This window comes from Clostridium sp. AF37-5, from assembly GCF_003477605.1.
GTDB lineage: Bacteria > Bacillota > Clostridia > Lachnospirales > Lachnospiraceae > Eubacterium_F.
This window is the reverse complement of the sequence record NZ_QUDR01000023.1, coordinates 18,113-37,318: the sequence shown is the minus strand read 5'-3', so window position 1 is coordinate 37,318 and position 19,206 is coordinate 18,113. Positions and strand designations below refer to the sequence as shown.

18 protein-coding genes are annotated in these 19,206 nt (G+C 41.9%); 16 read left to right on the top strand and 2 right to left on the bottom strand.

Annotation, left to right across the window (positions count from 1 at the left end):
- Window positions 1-216 precede the first annotated feature (216 nt).
- Window positions 217-1,701 carry an RNA polymerase sigma factor gene (locus tag DW019_RS12510; protein WP_182431133.1) on the bottom strand — a complete coding sequence of 495 codons (1,485 nt, stop codon included), beginning with the start codon at window positions 1,699-1,701 and terminating at the stop codon, window positions 217-219.
- 16 nt (window positions 1,702-1,717) lie between these two features.
- The gene (locus DW019_RS12505; RefSeq protein WP_118443700.1) at window positions 1,718-2,749 is read right to left on the bottom strand and encodes a hypothetical protein; all 1,032 of its coding nucleotides are present in this window, start codon (window positions 2,747-2,749) and stop codon (window positions 1,718-1,720) included.
- 356 nt (window positions 2,750-3,105) lie between these two features.
- Between DW019_RS12505 and DW019_RS12500 the strand changes: the two genes are divergently transcribed.
- The 16 genes from DW019_RS12500 to DW019_RS12415 all read left to right on the top strand — a co-directional run bounded on the left by DW019_RS12500 (window position 3,106) and on the right by DW019_RS12415 (window position 19,192).
- A complete protein-coding gene (locus tag DW019_RS12500) occupies window positions 3,106-6,156 on the top strand; it encodes an SrtB-anchored collagen-binding adhesin (protein WP_003060618.1) in 3,051 nt (1,016 codons plus the stop codon).
- A 235-nt stretch (window positions 6,157-6,391) separates the two neighbouring features.
- On the top strand, window positions 6,392-6,718 hold the full coding sequence (locus DW019_RS12490) for a YdcP family protein (protein WP_003059926.1): 327 nt from the start codon (window positions 6,392-6,394) through the stop codon (window positions 6,716-6,718).
- 15 nt (window positions 6,719-6,733) lie between these two features.
- Window positions 6,734-7,117 carry a YdcP family protein gene (locus DW019_RS12485; RefSeq protein WP_003062614.1) on the top strand — a complete coding sequence of 128 codons (384 nt, stop codon included), beginning with the start codon at window positions 6,734-6,736 and terminating at the stop codon, window positions 7,115-7,117.
- A 168-nt stretch (window positions 7,118-7,285) separates the two neighbouring features.
- Window positions 7,286-7,873 (top strand): helix-turn-helix transcriptional regulator, encoded by a 588-nt coding sequence (locus tag DW019_RS12480; RefSeq protein WP_003061262.1) that lies wholly within the window; start codon window positions 7,286-7,288, stop codon window positions 7,871-7,873.
- A gap of 208 nt (window positions 7,874-8,081) precedes the next feature.
- Window positions 8,082-9,476, top strand: a complete 1,395-nt coding sequence (locus DW019_RS12475) for an FtsK/SpoIIIE domain-containing protein (protein ID WP_003062524.1) — start codon at window positions 8,082-8,084, stop codon at window positions 9,474-9,476.
- Window positions 9,477-9,659: 183 nt separating this feature from the next.
- The gene (gene mobT / locus DW019_RS12465) at window positions 9,660-10,856 is read left to right on the top strand and encodes a MobT family relaxase (protein WP_003062030.1); all 1,197 of its coding nucleotides are present in this window, start codon (window positions 9,660-9,662) and stop codon (window positions 10,854-10,856) included.
- Window positions 10,857-10,869: 13 nt separating this feature from the next.
- A complete protein-coding gene (locus DW019_RS12460; protein ID WP_003061156.1) occupies window positions 10,870-11,004 on the top strand; it encodes a DUF3789 domain-containing protein in 135 nt (44 codons plus the stop codon).
- Between the two features lies 1 nt (window position 11,005).
- Complete coding sequence (locus tag DW019_RS12455; RefSeq protein ID WP_003060793.1) at window positions 11,006-11,227, top strand: hypothetical protein; 222 nt, start codon at window positions 11,006-11,008, stop codon at window positions 11,225-11,227.
- Between the two features lie 67 nt (window positions 11,228-11,294).
- Complete coding sequence (locus tag DW019_RS12450) at window positions 11,295-11,714, top strand: nuclear transport factor 2 family protein (RefSeq protein WP_003060053.1); 420 nt, start codon at window positions 11,295-11,297, stop codon at window positions 11,712-11,714.
- Window positions 11,715-11,804: 90 nt separating this feature from the next.
- Complete coding sequence (locus tag DW019_RS12445) at window positions 11,805-12,101, top strand: hypothetical protein (RefSeq protein WP_008687105.1); 297 nt, start codon at window positions 11,805-11,807, stop codon at window positions 12,099-12,101.
- On the top strand, window positions 12,020-12,523 hold the full coding sequence (locus tag DW019_RS12440; protein WP_003062492.1) for an antirestriction protein ArdA: 504 nt from the start codon (window positions 12,020-12,022) through the stop codon (window positions 12,521-12,523). Before DW019_RS12445 ends, DW019_RS12440 begins: the two co-directional genes overlap by 82 nt.
- 17 nt (window positions 12,524-12,540) lie before the next feature.
- Entirely contained in the window at window positions 12,541-13,044 is a 504-nt protein-coding gene (locus tag DW019_RS12435; protein ID WP_002323345.1) for an antirestriction protein ArdA, read from the top strand.
- 107 nt (window positions 13,045-13,151) lie between these two features.
- Window positions 13,152-13,550 (top strand): conjugal transfer protein, encoded by a 399-nt coding sequence (locus tag DW019_RS12430; RefSeq protein WP_003061368.1) that lies wholly within the window; start codon window positions 13,152-13,154, stop codon window positions 13,548-13,550.
- Window positions 13,528-15,978 carry an ATP-binding protein gene (locus DW019_RS12425; protein ID WP_003060327.1) on the top strand — a complete coding sequence of 817 codons (2,451 nt, stop codon included), beginning with the start codon at window positions 13,528-13,530 and terminating at the stop codon, window positions 15,976-15,978. The genes DW019_RS12430 and DW019_RS12425 overlap by 23 nt, the downstream gene beginning before the upstream one ends.
- Window positions 15,978-18,188, top strand: a complete 2,211-nt coding sequence (locus tag DW019_RS12420) for an MFS transporter (protein ID WP_003060083.1) — start codon at window positions 15,978-15,980, stop codon at window positions 18,186-18,188. The genes DW019_RS12425 and DW019_RS12420 overlap by 1 nt, the downstream gene beginning before the upstream one ends.
- Window positions 18,185-19,192 carry a bifunctional lysozyme/C40 family peptidase gene (locus tag DW019_RS12415; protein WP_003059774.1) on the top strand — a complete coding sequence of 336 codons (1,008 nt, stop codon included), beginning with the start codon at window positions 18,185-18,187 and terminating at the stop codon, window positions 19,190-19,192. The genes DW019_RS12420 and DW019_RS12415 overlap by 4 nt, the downstream gene beginning before the upstream one ends.
- Window positions 19,193-19,206 lie beyond the last annotated feature (14 nt).

Below are 19,206 nucleotides of genomic sequence, written 5' to 3'. Positions count from 1 at the left end.
TTCAGTGTGGATAGTTTTTACCTTGCTCCATGCACCATAATAATTTTTACCATTATTGGTTACATACCCGCGAACTCTTACATAATATTTCTTTTTCTTCGCCAGCCTGTTCATCGTAGTAGCAGTCGAATAAGAACTGCGGATGGATTTTGCCTTTTTGAACTTTTTGCTGGTTGCATATTGGTACTGATAAATAGCACCTTTATTCTTTCATCTTTATGCCTCCTTATATTTTTCATAAGCCACCTTAAGTCCGGATAAATCGTTTCTGTTTTTTATCGAATCCGATGAAATCGTCTTTATTCCTTTTGGACGGTACTTATCTTTATTTGTCTCCTCCGCATCACACGTGTACGATTTTTCTTTTGTGACAAGCTTACCGTTTTTTATCGCACAGGCAGTCATATCGCCCTCATATTGTGCCGGTATTTCACCCATATTCACAATACCGCTTTCGATAATCAAACCTTTTTTTCCCGGCCGGTAATAAAATTCAGTCCGTGCCGTCAACTCGTCTACCTCCCCCGCCACATATGCACCCTTTTCTTCGGAGTAAGAATAAAAACGGGCAAGATAGCCATACTTTCCGGTTCCAAAATCAATTCCTAAACACGTTACAATCAGTTCCGGAATGTTGTCACCATTTACATCATAAAGAAAATAGCTGTAATCGGATACATATCCTGTTTTTCCGTTTTCGGTATAGCCCTTCACTTTCAATTTCTTACTTAGTATTTTCCGATAGGCATCCCGCCATCTATCCGCTATCGGAACCGGCGTCTGTGTCGGTTCCGGTGTCGCTGTCGGAGTCTCTGTGGCAGTTGCTTGGACTTGCTGCTCCGGAGCTGGCGTCGGTGCCGTCCGTTTTTCCTGCCGCGCATTGGCTCCAAGAAAAATACCGGTTCCTATACTACCAATTGCAGCCAAACCGGCAACTGTCATCGTAACTTTTCCTGCAACAGTCTTTAAAAAACCTTTGGAAGCTTGTTTTGCAATCTTTGCTCCCTGATTCATTACCGACGCAGCCGATGGAATCACAAAGCCAGCATTTTGTAAAAATGCCTCCTCTTCTTTGCGAAGCAGGAAAAGAAGAAGCGGAAGTGGTGCCATACTGTAGAGTTTGTAGCCTTTTTTCTGCAATTCCTCGGATTTCTTTTTAATTACCTTGCGCCCATAATTCAAACGGGATTTCACGGTATTTTCCGAACATTCCATTGCCTCCGCAATTTCACGAATACTCGCACCCTCAAAATGAAACATCAAAATACACATTCTCTGGTCATCCGGCAGTGTATCTAACATTTCATGAACCATTTCCTGCGTTTCTTTTTCTGTGTAAGCAATTTCCGGCTGGCGGCTCGCATCGGTATCCATAATATTTAATTCCATTGCTTCACCTTCTTCATTTACACCTTCTAGGTCGGAGAAGAACAGCATTTTCTTTTTCTGAAGCGCATTTTTCGCCGTATTTGCAACAATCATTCCAAACCAATTCGGAAATTTCTGATAGTCCTGCAAGGTATTTAATTTTGTAAATGCCTGCACATAGGCATCCTGTAAAACATCCTGCGCATCCATGTCATTTCCCATATATTTTTTCGCAATGAAAAACTTTTTCTGATAGGTACTCTGATATAAAAAGTCATATCCTTCCTGATTTCCTGCCAGCGCACTTGCCACCGCTTCTGCATACTGTTCCATTTTTCTCATTTCCTCCTTACTCTTCTGCATATGTTCTTCGAATTACTACATTAAAGATATCTTTTCCATAACTTTTTTTGCTTACTTCCCAATCAAATCCATCGGTTCCCACTTTTGTTTTCCACAATAAACATCTTGCGTAAGAGCTTGCCGGAACCCCCTGCCAGTATTTTTTGCCGTTTTTGTCAACAGCGGCGATGCAAAGCCATTCATGGTTCTCCTTTGGATTGCTCGCCAATCCTGCTTTAACGCCAATCACTTCGCAAATTTCATACAAGCGTTCGGACGATTCCCCGCAGACACCTTTATAAGTTCCCTGATAAATTGCCTTATATCGGTTTTTCACACCGCCTTCGCCATGAACCGGTCTGCCCTTTGAATCTTTATTATACTTCATATTCATGTCGCAGTACGTTTCTAAAATAAGGGCAATTTTCTGTGACTTCGTCGCCTTTTTAATAATGTCATCCACGGTACACTCGCCGCCAAAGTTTTCTAACGCAGTCCATTCATAAGTATATTTCTTATTTGCCGTACGTTTCAGCATGTTCTTATATGCGCGCGGATTGCTTTTTAAATGTTCAAAATAATCCTTTTTTCCTGTTTGATAACACTGCTCATATTCACGGGCAATAATCCGAAGTCCTTCATCCGGGTTCTTCACAAGCGGGCGAAGTTTTTGGGCAATCTTCTCTAAATATGGATTTACGGTTTTTACAATAAATTTCTGCTTTTTGCCATTCGTATACGTTACCATAATATCCTCTTCATCAAGTCCCGTATTGCCACTGGCCCTTCCGGGCGTAAACTTGATTTTTTTACTGGAAATTTTCTTTCCTTTTGCCACACCTTTCAGTGTCTGATTCACGCCTACAACCTTTTTGATTTTCTTTGTCGTCTTTACTATTTTGGTTTCCTTTGTCTGAAGAAAAACCTTTTTAGTCCTATAATAGGTAACCTTCTTTGCCTCGCTGCGCGTCGGAATCATCCCCACCATAATCATCGCAGCCATTAGTAAAGCCACAAAACCTCTCATTTTCGTTTTCATTTTCATCCTTCCTTTCTGTGTCTTTTACTTATAAGACAAGTGAAGTTTGAAAAAAGTTTTACATTTTTGAAAAAAAACACAATAAAAATCTGATTATCCGCTAAAACACAGTATCTATCAGCATTTTCAAGGAAACAAACACATCAATTTACTACTTATTTACTACCATTGAATGAGCCTTGATACGCAAGTTTTCCTAGATATGCAAAGATATGGTACAGCACATCAGTATTGAAACAAGAAAAATTGAATAACTCATAGACTATGGAACGCCTAAAATGACGTTCCTTTTCTATTTTCAGCCGTTCATTATGGACGGTTATTTTATTACCAAAAATGAAAGGAGCATTAGATTTATGAAAAAGATGTTAAAACGATTGTGTACGGGCTTCTTAGCTCTTGCAACTGTCGTTACTGCTTTGCCGACTACACCCGTTCATGCAGAAAGTAAGCAATACTGGACGGAGTCAAAAGAGCGTGTCGGTATCGTTGAAAAAGTAATGAATGACGGTTCGATTGGTTCTACCTTTAATGAGGGACATTTGACCGTTGAGGGCGAGGACGCTTACTGTATCGACATTAACACAGACTTTAAGAATGGCTACAAGACCAGAGCTGACGCAAGCACCCGTATGAGTGCCGACCAGATAAGCGACGTTGCCTTATCTATCGAATATGTAAAACAGTACACAGACAGCCACAACGGAATAAGCAAAAACCACGCCTACCTTTTAAGACAGCTTGTTGTCTGGCAGAGATTAAGCGTACATCTTGGCTGGCAATGCGATAACGTGCGAGCTTCTTATGATGAAATTCCAAAGGCAACGCAGGACGAAGTTTTCGCTGGTGCAAAAGCCTTTGTCAAAGAGAATAAAGGACGCTATGAATGTGGCGGTTATATCTACTCTGGCGAGGGGCAGGAATTGGGACAATTCTGGGCGAAACTCAATGTTGGAAATGCGAAACTTCAAAAGACTTCCAGTAATACCAGCATTACAGACGGTAACGGGAATTACTCTATCGCTGGTGCGACATACGGTGTCTTTGCTGATAAGGACTGCACGAAACAGCTTGCCACCCTTACGACTGATGAAAACGGAAATACAGATGTCGTAGAGGTAACGGCTGACACAGTCTATATCAAGGAATTATCCGCACCAGCAGGATATAAGGTTGATACAAATATATATTCCTTAAAGGTTGAAGCTGGAAAGACAGCGACCTTGAACGTATCAGATACACCAAAGGTAACAGACACTTTGATTGAACTCTTCAAGATTGATATGGAAACACAGAAAGACAATCCGCAGGGGAACGCTTCTTTAGCAGGTGCGGAATTTACATGGAAGTATTATACTGGCTTCTACAATAAAGACAATCTCCCTGCCGAAGCTACAAGAACATGGGTTACAAAGACAATCGCCGAAACAGACAGCGACGGTACAATCCACTATGTTACAAAATTAGCGGACGCATACAAGGTATCTGGCGACAGTTTCTATATGCAGGACGGCAAAGCCGTTCTTCCACTTGGAACACTAACCGTAGAAGAAACAAAAGCTCCAAACGGTTACTTGCTGGACGGTGCATATATGCAGGCTGGCGATAAGTCCGAACAGATTAAGGGCTTATATGTAACACAGATTACCGAGGACGGCGACCTTGCCGTATTGACTGGAAGTAACCAGTTTTCTGTATCAGACAAGGTTATCCGTGGCGGTGTGAAAATTCAGAAACGAGATTTAGAAACGGGCGATACAAAACCACAAGGAAGTGCCACTTTGAAAGATACTGCCTTTGACATCATTTCCTTAAATGATAATGCGGTACTGGTTGAGGGCAAGCTATACAAGAAAAATGAAGTGGTAAAGACAATCCATACAGACATTGAGGGTGTCGCTTCTACGTCTGCTGACCTTTTACCTTATGGAAAATTCCGTATCGTTGAGAGTGAAGCTCCAAACGGATATTTGACAGACGGTGCAAAACCGATTGATTTTGCAATCACAGAGAATGGAAAAATCGTTGATTTAACCGACGAAGCCCATTCTATCTACAATCAGATTAAGCGTGGAGATATTGAGGGCGTAAAAATCGGAGCAGGCACACACAAGCGTCTTGCTGATGTTCCCTTTAGGATCACAAGCAAGACAACGGGCGAAAGTCATGTTGTGGTAACTGATGATAACGGGCAATTCTCCACTTCTTCTGACTGGGCTTCTCATAAGCATAATACCAACGCAGGAAAGACCAGCGAGGACGGTGTATGGTTTGGAACTTCTAAACCAGACGACAGCAAAGGGGCGTTGCCTTATGATACCTACATCATTGAAGAAATGCGTTGCGATAGTAACAAAGGCTTTGAGCTTATCCCACCTTTTGAAATCGTGGTATCAAGAAATAACCTTGTGATTGATTTAGGTACTTTGACTGATGAATACGAAAAAGAAATCTCTATCCATACCACAGCGACCAGTAAGGACGGCGAAAAGACAATCCTTGCAGGAAAAGAGGTAACAATCGTTGATACCGTCAAATTAGACGGACTTACAAAAGGCACAAAATATCAGCTCAAAGGCTGGCAGATGTTAAAGGAAGAAAACACCGAGCTTCTTATCAATGGAAAGCGTGTAGAAAATGACTATACCTTTATCGCTGATGATGAAGCTATGAAAGTGGAAATTACTTATACATTCAATGCGTCCGAGCTTGGCGGTAAAAATCTGGTAACATTCGAGGAATTATACGATTTGAGCAATCCAGAAGAACCCGTAAAAGTTGCGGAACATAAAGACATTGAGGACGACGGACAGACGGTACTTATCACAGAGCGTATCATCAAAATTCATACGACTGCTACCGATAAGGACGGCAACAAAGAGCTTGAAGCTGGAAAAGAGGTAACAATCATTGATACCATAACCTTAGAGGGCTTAGAAGTCGGCACACAGTACAAACTTGTAGGCTGGCAGATGTTGAAAGAAGAAAATGCAGAGCTTCTTATCAATGGAAAACGTGTGGAAAGTGATTACACCTTTACCGCAGACAGCGAAACTATGAAAGCGGAAGTTGCCTTTACCTTTGACGCTACTTCTCTTGACGGCAAACAGCTTGTAACTTTTGAAGAATTGTACGATTTAAGCAATCCAGACGAGCCGAAGAAAGTTACCGAGCATAAAGACATTGACAACGAGGGACAGACGATTACCTTTAAGGAAAAACCCGAAGTCCCAGAAGAACCAGAGAAACCCAAAACACCACAGACACCAGATACACCGCATAAAACAGACAGTCCAAAAACGGGCGATAACACGAACCTTTACGGACTGCTTGCATTATTACTAACTTCTGGTGCTGGACTGGCAGGTATCTTCTTCTGCAAACGCCGTAAAATGAAGAAATCATAAGGCGGTAACGATATGAGAAAAGAAAAATCACGTTCTCCGCCGATACCGTGTCGGCAGACTTCCGCTTATTCTGGCTTGTCTGCTACTTACCTGCAAGAACACGGATAGTCAAGGGTGCGTAAGCATTTATTTTACCCTTTACTATCTGGGGACTTGCTGGTACTTCCCTAACCGCCAGAATAAGAAATCACTATCAAAAACTTATCAAATATAGAAAGAAACGAGGTAAAACAATATGGAAATGAAATATGTCGTGCCAGATATGGCACAGTCTTTTGGAACACTTGAATTTGCAGGCGAAAGCGAGCCTATCTTTGAAAGAGATAAAAATAACCGCAGGGTCTTAGCCAGACGAAGCTACAACCTTTATTCTGATGTGCAGAAAGGCGAAAATGTTGTCGTGGAAATTCCCGTGCAGGCTGGCGAAAAGCATTTCAAGTATGAACAGAAAGTAAAACTTGTCAATCCGAAATTATACGGCAGAGGTTACGCAATTGGGGATATGGGACATACCGATTATGTGTTACTTGCTGATGATATTGTAGCAGTTGAAGAAAAGTAAAGGAGTGAAAATATTATGAGATTATCAAACGGTTTTGTTATTGACAAAGAGAAAACATTTGGAGAATTAAAATTTACAGCAGTGCGTGATGTATTCTTGCAGAATGAGGACGGGACACCGAGTACCCAGCTTAAAAAGCGTATCTATGATTTGAAGTGCAGTCTGCATGGTGGAATTATCCCCGTGTCTGTACCGCCAGAAGTACCAGTAAGGGAATTTCCGTACAATGCAGTTGTGGAGCTTGTCAATCCAGTAGCCGATACGGTATCACGAAAAACCTATACGGGTGCAGATGTGGACTGGTATGTAAAGGCAGAGGATATTGTGTTGAAGAATAAAGGCAATCAGAACGCAGGCAATCCACAGAACCATGTACCGCAAGGACAGATGAAAAAATAAATGTGAGCCCATATTTTTCTTGTAACTTATATATAGAACCGATATAATTAGTTGAAAAGTTCTGTTTTAAGCCATGTAAAACTATTTTGACAAGGGAAAATGGCAATGTCAAAGGCTTTTGACAGACAAAATAGCTATATTCATATACAATAAAGGAGAAGATTCAAGATGGATATTGGATTACAAATCAAAAAATTTAGGGAACAACAAAAAATTTCTCAAGAAGAACTGGCTCTTAAAATATTTGTTTCAAGACAAACAATTTCTAACTGGGAAACAAATAAAAGTTGTCCAGATGTTAAAAGTTTAATTACTTTATCTAATATCTTCAATGTGTCTTTAGATAATTTTATAAAAGAAGATATAAAGGAGATGAGGGAGATTGTAGAAAAAGCAACTATTAAAAAGTTTAATGTGATAAGTGTAGTTTTCCTAATTGAATTGATAGTCGTAGCCATAAGTGCCTATCCTTTATTTAGTATTAAGGGAAATATAGGAATTATTATTTGGTTATGCTTGTTTGCAATAACGCTCTATACGGCAAGTAAGATTGAAAAATTCAAAAAGAGCCATGACATTCAAACCTATAAAGAAATTTTGGCATTTATTGACGGAAAGCAATTAACGCATGATGAAACACAACAAGAAATAGGAAAAAGAAATTATCAAAAAATCATATTTGCATTCATTGCAGGTGTAATCGCACTTATTATATGTTTTGTTGTAATTTTTATTTGCCAGCATTTAACAAATTAAAAGGGAGGAGAAATCATGGAATTTTGGCTTATTATGATTGGCTTTATAGTTATGGGCGGAAGTTGTTCATTAGCAGGTACTTGGTGGGATAGAAAAAATAAAAAAGATAAAAAAGAAGAAAAGAAACAATAAAATTTACACTTTATTGTTGATTAAGCAGTTAGTCTTAGGATTGACTGCTTTTTTCATACCTAGAAAGGATTGATTTATGCGTATGATTTGGAACAAAGGACACCGTATCAGAGCCAGCGACAAGCACCTTGTCTACCACTTTTCCATAGGGACGCTTCTGTTTGTATTCATGGCGGTTCTTCTGCTACTGAACATCAAACAGCTCATGCGTACCGACTGGGAACATTTCAGCTTGTTAGAAAACGGCTTGACGCTTTCCCCTTACAACTTCATAACTGTGCTGATAGCGACTGGTGTTTGTGCATTGGTCGCTTTTCTGTATTACCGCTTCTGTTACGACAGTTTCAAGAAGCTATTGCACCGTCAAAAGCTGGCACGAATGATACTGGAAAATAAGTGGTATGAAGCCGATACCGTACAAGACAGCGGTTTTTTTACTGACCTGCAAAGCAGATCAAGGGAAAAAATCGTCTGGTTTCCAAAGATTTATTATCAAATGGAAAAGGGATTGCTCCATATCCGCTGTGAAATCACGTTAGGAAAATATCAAGACCAGCTTTTACGGTTAGAGGATAAATTGGAAAGTGGCTTGTATTGCGAGCTGACCGACAAGACCTTACATGACGGCTATATTGAATACACCCTGCTTTATGACATGATAGCAAACCGCATTACCATTGATGAAGTATGGGCAGAAAACGGCTGTCTTAGGCTGATGAAAAATCTTGTGTGGGAATATGACGCACTCCCTCACGCTTTGATTGCTGGTGGGACTGGTGGCGGTAAAACTTATTTTCTGCTGACGCTCATTGAAGCCTTACTGCATACCAACGCTGTCCTTTATATCTTAGACCCAAAGAACAGCGACCTTGCAGACTTGGGAACAGTCATGCCTAATGTCTATCACACCAAAGAAGAAATGATTGATTGCGTCAATGCCTTTTATGAGGGCATGGTACGGCGAAGTGAGGAAATGAAGCAACACCCGAACTATAAGACGGGCGAAAACTACGCCTATCTGGGACTTCCACCCTGCTTTCTTATCTTTGATGAATATGTAGCGTTTTTTGAAATGTTGGGGACAAAAGAAAGCGTGAGCTTACTTAGCCAGTTAAAGAAAATCGTTATGTTAGGGCGACAAGCAGGTTATTTCCTTATTGTTGCCTGCCAGCGTCCAGACGCAAAGTATTTTTCAGATGGTATCAGAGATAACTTCAATTTCCGTGTGGGACTTGGGCGTATCAGCGAATTAGGTTACGGTATGCTGTTTGGTTCAGATGTGAAAAAGCAGTTTTTCCAGAAGCGTATCAAGGGGCGTGGCTATTGTGATGTGGGAACAAGCGTCATAAGTGAGTTTTACACGCCTTTAGTCCCAAAAGGACATGATTTTTTACAGACTATCAGCTCTCTTGCACAAGCAAGGCAGGACGGGACGGCGACGTGCGAAGCGAAAGGCGACGGCACGGACTAGCCGTTGCTGGTGTGGCGTCAGCCACGCCAGCAGGTAAAACCCCTCGGTATCTAACAGAGGGGTACGTTTGCAAATAGACAATAGACAAAAAACATAGGAAACATAAGGCTTCTGGCATGGTTTTCTAGCAAAAATCGGCTGTGAAGTCGCCTTAAAAAACTTCACACTTTACAGATTGGGGGTATGGTTCTGAATGAAGAACAACGGATAAAAGAATTACGGGAGAAACGGATTGCTTACGGTATCTCACAAGGCAGGCTGGCGGTGGCTTCTGGTATCACAAGGGAATATTTCAACAAGATAGAAAGTGGAAAAATGAAGCCGTCAAAGGAACTTCTGGAAACTCTGCATAAGGAACTGGCAAGGTTCAATCCAGAAGTACCGCTTACCATGCTGTTTGATTATGTGAAAATTCGTTTTCCCACGCTGGATATACAGCACATCATCAAAGATATATTAAAACTGAATATCAATTATATGCTCCATGAAGATTACGGACATTACAGTTATACGGAGCATTATTCTTTAGGGGACATCTTTATCTATACGTCGGCTGACGAAGAAAAAGGTGTCCTTTTAGAGTTAAAGGGGCGTGGTTGCCGACAGTTTGAAAGTTACCTGCTGGCACAACAAAGAAGTTGGTATGACTTTCTCATGGACGCACTCATAGACGGTGGCGTGATGAAGCGTATCGACCTTGCTATCAACGACCATACGGGTATTTTGGATATTCCAGAGCTTGCGGAAAAATGCAGGAAACGGGAATATATCGGAAAGTCCAGAAGTTATAAGTTTTATCAGTCGGGCGAGCTTATCAAGCATAGAGAGGACGACAGAGAATATATGGGACGCACCCTTTATCTTGGTTCGCTAAAATCAGATGTGTATTTCTGTATCTATGAAAAGGACTATGAGCAGTACGTCAAGTTAGGGACACCGCTGGAAGAAGCCGACATTATCAACCGTTTTGAGATACGGCTTAGAAATGAACGTGCCTATTATGCAGTACGAGATTTGCTGACCTATTATGACGCAGAGCAGACTGCCTTTTCTATCATCAACCAGTATGTGCGGTTTGTTGATGAAGAAGCAGACAAGCGAAAAAATGACTGGAAACTCAATGACCGCTGGGCGTGGTTTATCGGCGATAACAGACAGAGCTTGAAGCTGACGACAAAGCCAGAGCCTTACACCTTAGACCGTACATTGCGGTGGGTACAACGGCAGGTAGCACCGACCTTGAAAATGCTGAAAAGGATTGATAAGGGAAACGGAACAGACTACATGAAAACTATCGAACAGCAGGCAAAGCTCACAGAAAAGCATGAAATGATAATCAAACAGCAGACGACCCCTGCAAAAGATTTAGTAGAAAGTTAGGAGTGATGAAAAAATGTGGGAATTATTGAAAGACTTCCTGCTGGTATCTGTTGGAACGGGTATCGGCGTAGCCTTGATGTGTATTTTAAGTGTTGGCAAAGGAGCTGACTATGAAATGAAGAAATTAAAAGAAAGCGAGGACAAATAACATGAATTTCGGGCAAAATTTGTATCAATGGTTTTTAAGCAACGCACAGAGCTTAGTGCTTATGTCGATTGTGGTTATCGGTATCTACTTAGGGTTCAAGCGTGAGTTTTCAAAACTTATCGGTTTCTTGGTAGTTGCCTTGATTGCTGTCGGCTTGGTATTCAATGCTGGCGGTGTGAAAGATGTACTGTTAGAGCTGTTCAATAAGATTATCGGTGCATAAAATTTTATTGTGGGGCTGATGTATGGGTGCTATAATGTGAAAAAAGAAGTAATCGAGGTGTTCTATTTTGAATGAGAGAGAAAAAATTATTCGTTTATGGTTTGATATGTGGTTGAAACAGCAAGACTTAGGAATAGATAAAATTTTTACAGAAGATGTTGTTTATACGGAAAGCTGGTGTCCTAAATATGAAAATCTTAAAACAGTAAAACATTGGTTTAATGAATGGAATACTCGTGGTAAAGTCATTATTTGGGATATTAAACAGTTCTTTCATAAAGAAAATCAAACTGTCGTAGAATGGTATTTTAAAAATGAAATGAATACGGGAAGCGTTGAAGAATTTGACGGTATTTCCTTAATTGAATGGACAGAAGATAACAAAATCAAATCATTAAAAGAATATGGTTGCAATCTGAATAACTATAATCCATATCAACACAGCGATAACCCTCAATTTAGAGATGAAAAAACAAACTGGTTTTAAAACTTAATCAAATTATATCCATATACATAAAGCAGTTAGTCTTAGGATTGACTGCTTTTTTCTTACCTAAAATCAGATTGGAGTGATGAAATGAGCGATATTTTTAAGGATATGCAGGCAAACGTCGGCTGTGATTATATTTCTAACCTGCCCTCTTACAAGCGTAAAGTGTGGCATGAAATGAAGCGATTACCGCTTACGAATTATGATATAAAACAGTTAGAAGATTTTTCAAAGTATGTGTTTGGTATGTCGTACCAGAGCTTAAAAGATGTGATGAAGCAACAGAAAGGACGTGAGGAACAATGCAGGAAACAAGGGTGCTGGTGGAAACGAGAGGAACAACTGGCGAAGAAACAATATCATACTGGTTCGACCTGCCGATAGATGTTGCCGAGTTTGAAGAAAAGTTAGGTATCGGTGCAGAAAGTGGGGATTATCGTATTATCGAAAAGGTGTTGCCTTATGCTGATGAAGTCCACGAACACACCAGCGTGTACCAGCTCAACGAATTAGATTTTATGTACCGCCAGCTTTCAAGTGATATGCAGGAAGAATATGTATCACTACTTACGGTGTTTGAAAATTTAGAAGCACTTTATATTTGCAGGAACGTGATTATTGTTTATCCCGACTGTAAAAGCATGATAGATGTTGCAAGGCAAAAGCTGATGAACGACCCGATGTTCAAGCATTTATCCGAGGACTGTCAAGAATACTACTTTGACTTTGAAGCCTACGCTTCTCACTTGCAGGAACACGGGAAATTTTTAGTAACAGAACACGGTATCTTTGAACTGCCAGAGTAGGAAATGAGGTGGTGCTTATGATTGATGATATGGCGGTTTATATTGCTAATCTTGGCAAATACAATGAGGGCTATTTAGTCGGTGCTTGGTTCACGTTCCCCATTGACGAGGAAGATGTGAAAGAAAAAATCGGCTTGAATGAACAGTATGAGGAATACGCTATCCATGATACCGACAACTTTCCCATTGCGATTGGCGAGTATGTTTCCATTGAAGAACTCAATGAGATGTATGAAATGATAGAGGAACTTCCCGACTATATTGTAGAGTGTCTGGACGAATTTATCAGCCACTATGGGACGCTGGAAGAAGTCGTGGAACATAAGGACGATATTTACTATTATCCCGACTGTGAAACCATGACAGATGTTGCCTACTACTACATAGACGAATTGCAGGCACTTGGGGACATTCCACCCAGCTTACAGAATTACATTGACTATGAAGCCTACGGGCGAGATTTGGATATGGGCGGTTGCTTTATTGAAACAAGCCGAGGTATGTGCGAGATACCATATTAACGCTGGAAGATCAGCGACAAGCATTGTTGCTACTGACAGCGTATTTCTCTTTAAGGGACAGTCTGAAAATGGCTGTCCTTTTCTATTTTGAAAGGAGCTGAAAGAACTTGAAAAAGATTAAAAGCTACACGGGTATCTGGAACGTGGAAAAAGTCTTGTATGCAATCAATGACTTTAACTTACCCTTTCCCGTTACTTTTACACAGATTACATGGTTTGTGATTACGGAATTTATCATCATTCTGTTTGGGGATATTCCCCCACTTTCCATGATTGAGGGAGCATTTCTCAAATACTTTGGTATTCCCGTTGCTCTCACTTGGTTCATGTCGCAGAAAACCTTTGACGGAAAGAAGCCGTACAGCTTTTTGAAATCACAGATAACCTATGCCCTGCGACCAAAAATCACTTATGCAGGAAAAGCCGTAAAACTGCATAAGCAGATATTGAATGAAACAATCACGGCAGTAAGGAGTGTGAACTATGTTCCCGATAAAATATATTGACAATAACCTTGTCTGGAACAAGGACAATGAGGTGTTCGCCTACTATGAGCTGATACCATACAACTATTCTTTTCTATCCGCAGAGCAGAAATTTATCGTGCATGACAGTTTCCGACAGCTTATCGCACAGTCCCGTGAGGGTAAAATTCATGCGTTGCAGATTGCCACAGAAAGCTCAATCCGCAGTATGCAGGAACAGTCAAAGAAGCTGGTAACTGGAAAATTAAAGGAAGTTGCCTGCCAGAAGATAGACGAACAGACCGAAGCGTTAGTATCTATGATTGGGGACAATCAAGTGGACTACCGCTTTTTTCTTGGCTTTAAGCTCATGGTTACGGAAGAACAGCTCAATCTGAAGAACATCAAAAAATCGGTGTGGCTGACGTTCACAGAATTTCTCCATGAAGTGAACCACACGCTGATGAATGATTTTGTTTCCATGCCGAATGATGAAATCAACCGTTACATAAAAATGGAAAAGTTACTGGAAAATAAAATCTCCCGTCGCTTTAAGGTGCGTCGCTTGGAAATCCATGATTTTGGGTATCTCATGGAACATCTTTACGGCAGGGACGGTATCGCTTATGAAGATTATGAGTACCAGCTACCAAAGAAAAAATTGAACAAAGAGACGCTGATAAAATACTACGACCTTATCCGTCCGACAAGGTGTGTGATTGAGGAAAGCCAGCGGTATTTACGATTGGAACATGAGGACAAGGAAAGCTATGTGTCCTATTTTACCGTCAATGCGATTGTAGGAGAGCTTGATTTTCCGTCGTCTGAAATCTTCTATTTCCAGCAACAGCAATTCACATTCCCCGTTGATACGAGCATGAATGTAGAAATCGTGGAAAATCGGAAAGCATTAACGACCGTCCGCAACAAGAAAAAGGAACTGAAAGACCTTGATAATCACGCCTATCAAGCAGGAAGTGAAACCAGCTCAAATGTGGTGGACGCTTTAGACAGCGTGGACGAGCTGGAAACTGATTTAGACCAGACAAAAGAAAGTATGTATAAGTTAAGCTACGTCATACGGGTGTCTGCACCCGATCTTGACGAGCTGAAACGCCGTTGTGATGAAGTCAAGGACTTTTACGACGACCTCAATGTAAAGCTGGTGCGTCCTGCTGGGGATATGCTGGGGCTTCATTCTGAATTTTTACCAGCCAGCAAGCGATATATCAATGACTATGTGCAGTATGTAAAATCAGATTTTTTAGCTGGGCTTGGCTTTGGTGCGACACAGCAGTTAGGAGAAACTACGGGTATCTATATGGGCTATTCTGTTGATACGGGAAGAAATGTGTACCTGCAACCGTCCCTTGCCAGTCAAGGTGTAAAAGGTACAGTTACCAACGCTTTAGCGTCTGCTTTTGTCGGTTCGCTTGGCGGTGGGAAATCGTTCTGTAACAATCTTCTGGTATATTATGCGGTGCTGTTTGGCGGTCAAGCACTTCTGTTAGACCCTAAAAGTGAGCGTGGTAACTGGAAAGAAACGCTCCCAGAGATTGCACATGAAATCAATATCGTAAATCTTACCAGCGATAAGGACAATGCAGGGCTTCTTGACCCGTTTGTGATTATGAAGAATGTAAAAGACGCTGAAAGTCTGGCAATCGACATCTTAACATTCCTTACGGGTATTTCTTCAAGGGACGGCGAAAAATTCCCCGTACTTCGTAAGGCAGTACGCTCCGTTACCCAGAGCGACAGTCGGGGCTTGCTCCATGTGATAGACGAGCTACGCCGTGAAGATACGCCCATATCAAGAAATATCGCAGACCATATCGACAGCTTCACGGACTACGACTTTGCACACCTGCTGTTTTCAGACGGTACGGTAGAAAATGCTATCAGTCTGGATAATCAGCTCAATATCATTCAAGTAGCCGACCTTGTACTGCCAGATAAAGATACCACTTTTGAAGAATACACGACCATTGAATTGTTGTCTGTGTCTATGCTGATTGTGATTAGTACCTTTGCCCTTGATTTTATCCATTCGGACAGAAGCATTTTTAAGATTGTCGATTTAGACGAAGCGTGGGCGTTCTTAAATGTGGCACAAGGAGAAACCTTATCAAATAAGCTGGTTCGTGCTGGGCGAGCTATGCAGGCAGGCGTTTATTTCGTTACCCAGTCTGCCTATGACGTGTCAAAGGAAAGTCTGAAAAACAATATCGGCTTAAAGTTTGCATTTAGAAGCACGGATATAAACGAGATAAAGCAGACCTTAGAGTTTTTCGGTATCGACAAGGACGATGAGAACAACCAGAAACGCTTGCGTGATTTGGAGAACGGACAATGCTTATTGCAGGACTTATACGGGCGTGTCGGTGTGGTGCAGATACACCCAGTCTTTGAAGAACTGCTACACGCCTTTGATACCAGACCGCCCGTACAGAGAAATGAGGTGGAGTGATGAAAGAAAGGATAAAAGGTGTGTTCACAAAAAAGAAGATTTTCCACTTTCTCAAAATGGCTCTGTTCGTGGTGGCACTCTCCCTTATCCTGCTTTCACTTTTGGGGACGGTGGCTCATGCGACGGGGCTTGTAGACGATACCATAAACGCAGAAAATCTTTATTCAAAATATCCCCTTTCCAACTACCAGCTTGATTTTTTCGTCGATAATAGCTGGTCGTGGCTTCCGTGGAACTGGCTCGACGGTATCGGAAAATCGGTACAATACGGGCTGTACTGCATTACCAACTTTGTCTGGACTATCAGTTTGTATTTGAGTAATGCAACGGGCTATGTGGTGCAGGAAGCCTATAAGCTGGACTTCATCAATGATATGGCAGACAGTATCGGAAAGAGCATACAGACCCTTGCAGGCGTTACCGAGAACGGCTTTTCTTCTACGGGCTTCTATGTTGGTTTCCTGCTTCTCATTATCTTAGTGGTGGGAATGTACGTTGCTTATACGGGACTGATAAAACGGGAAACCAGCAAAGCACTTCACGCTGTTATCAACTTTGTGGTGGTGTTCGTGCTGTCCGCTTCATTTATTGCTTATGCTCCCGACTATATCAAGAAGATAAATGAATTTTCATCAGACATCAGTACCGCTTCTTTGGATTTGGGAACAAAAATCATGCTCCCTAACTCCGACAGCGAGGGTAAGGACAGCGTGGACTTGATACGGGACAGCCTATTTTCTATTCAAGTGGAACAGCCGTGGCTCTTGCTTCAATTCGGGAACAGCAACGCAGAAGAAATCGGGACAGACCGTGTAGAAGCTCTCGTATCGGCAAGTCCAGAGGACGAGGACGGGAAAACCAGAGAGGAAGTCGTGAAAACAGAAATCGAGGACAACGACAATAACAATCTGACAATACCGCAGGTCGTGAACCGTTTGGGTATGGTGTTCTTCCTCTTGTTCTTTAACTTGGGTATCACGATATTTGTATTCTTGCTTACGGGCATGATGTTGTTCAGCCAGATACTTTTTATTATCTTTGCAATGTTTTTACCTATCAGTTTTTTACTTTCCATGATACCGAGCTATGAAAGCATGGCAAAGCAGGCAATCGTGAGAGTATTTAATACCATAATGACACGGGCAGGAATAACGCTCATTGTAACGGTGGCATTTAGTATTTCCAGTATGTTTTACAACATTTCCACAGACTACCCATTCTTTATGGTGGCGTTCTTGCAGATAGTATGTTTCGCTGGTATCTACATGAAGCTGGGCGACTTAATGAGTATGTTCTCACTTAATGCTGGCGACAGTCAAAGCATGGGACGACGCATATTCCGCAGACCGTATCTGTTTATGCGACATCGGGCTAGGCGTATGGAACACCGTATTGCAAGGGCGGTAAGTGCTGGCGGTATTTCGGGCGGTGTAGCTGGTGCGGTGGCTGGAAGTGCCGTTGCTGGCAAGAGAGCCGAAAGAAAAAATACGGCTTCTAAAGAAAATCGGGGCAATACCACTTCCAGCATGGGACAGCGTGCAGGTTCAAAAGTCGGTGCTGTTTTAGATACGAAAAATAAAGTGAAAGACAAGGCAAACGCTGTCAAAGAGAATATCAAGGATATGCCGACACAGACCGCTTATGCGGTGTATTCCGCAAAGGAAAAGGCAAAGTCCAGCGTGTCCGACTTCAAGCGTGGCATGGTGCAGGAACAGCAGTCCAGACAGACGGGACGCTTGGAAAAGCAGGAACAGCGTAAGAAAAATATCGCTGACAAACGTATGGAGCTTCAAAAGGCACAAGAAGCAAGGCAGGTACAGCGAAAGGCTGACGGATCAGCGACAACGGGAGCTACCCGTCCCCATGAGCGACCAGTCACAGCTTCAACCATTCCAAAGCCGAGTGTTGAAAAAATGCAGGAAGTCAAACGCCCAGCCACAGCTCCAACTCCGAAAGCAAGTGAGCCAGTCAAGACAAATGTTATCAAAGAGCGTCCGTTATCTTCTGGTGCTTCTGATAAGAAAGCACCCCAGCCTACACAGACAGTACATAGGCAGAATGTAGAAAAAGTGGTATCGCAGGAAACACGCCAGAATGACACCAAAGACCGCAGGATAAAGGTTCAGCAGACCCAGAGCGTCCAGAAGAACCAGCAGACCATAGAGAAAACCCGTAACCTTGTAACGAAGAAAGGACAGAAGAAAAAATGAAACTGAAACATATCGCTATCATTGGCAGTCTGTTTCCTATCCTCTTTTCTCTGGTGCTTTTCTTTGGCGTCCTCATTAGTGCGGACAGCGACGACGAGAACAGCAATTTTTCTTCTGGCATTACGGGTATGAACCTATCCGCAGAAGTCTTGAAACATCAGCCTATGGTAGAAAAATACGCCAGAGAAAACGGTATCTCCGAGTATGTCAATGTGTTACTTGCTATCATTCAAGTAGAAAGTGGCGGTACGGCAGAAGATGTTATGCAGAGTTCGGAAAGTCTTGGTTTACCGCCTAATTCCTTAGATACGGAAAGCTCAATCAAGCAGGGGTGTAAGTATTTTGCGTCCCTGCTTTCTTCCTGCAAAAATCAAGGTATCGACGACTTGAATGTAGCGATACAGTCTTATAACTATGGCGGTGGCTATGTGGGATATGTGGCAGGAAAAGGAAAAAAACACACTTTTAATCTTGCAGAGAGCTTCGCCCGTGAGAAATCGGGTGGAAAGAAAGTAACCTACACCAACCCGATAGCCGTTGCTAAGAATGGGGGCTGGCGGTATGGCTATGGAAATATGTTCTATGTGGAAGTAGTCAATCAGTATTTAGCAGTTCCGCAGGTATCGGGAGAACTGGCACAAAAGGTAATGAATGAAGCGTTGAAATATCAAGGCTGGAAGTATGTGTATGGTGGCAGTAACCCGAATACTTCCTTTGATTGTTCGGGATTGACGCAATGGTGCTATGGAAAAGCTGGTATCTCCTTACCGAGAACAGCACAAGCACAGTATGACGCAACCCAACATCTGCCACTCTCGCAGGCAAAAGCAGGCGATTTGGTGTTTTTCCATTCCACCTATAACGCTGGTTCGTATGTAACACACGTCGGTATTCTTGTTTCGCCGACACAGATGTACCACGCAGGCGACCCGATAGGATATGCAGACCTAAGTAGTAGTTACTGGCAACAGCACTTAATCGGTGCAGGACGAGTAAAACAATAGAAAGGACTTGAAAA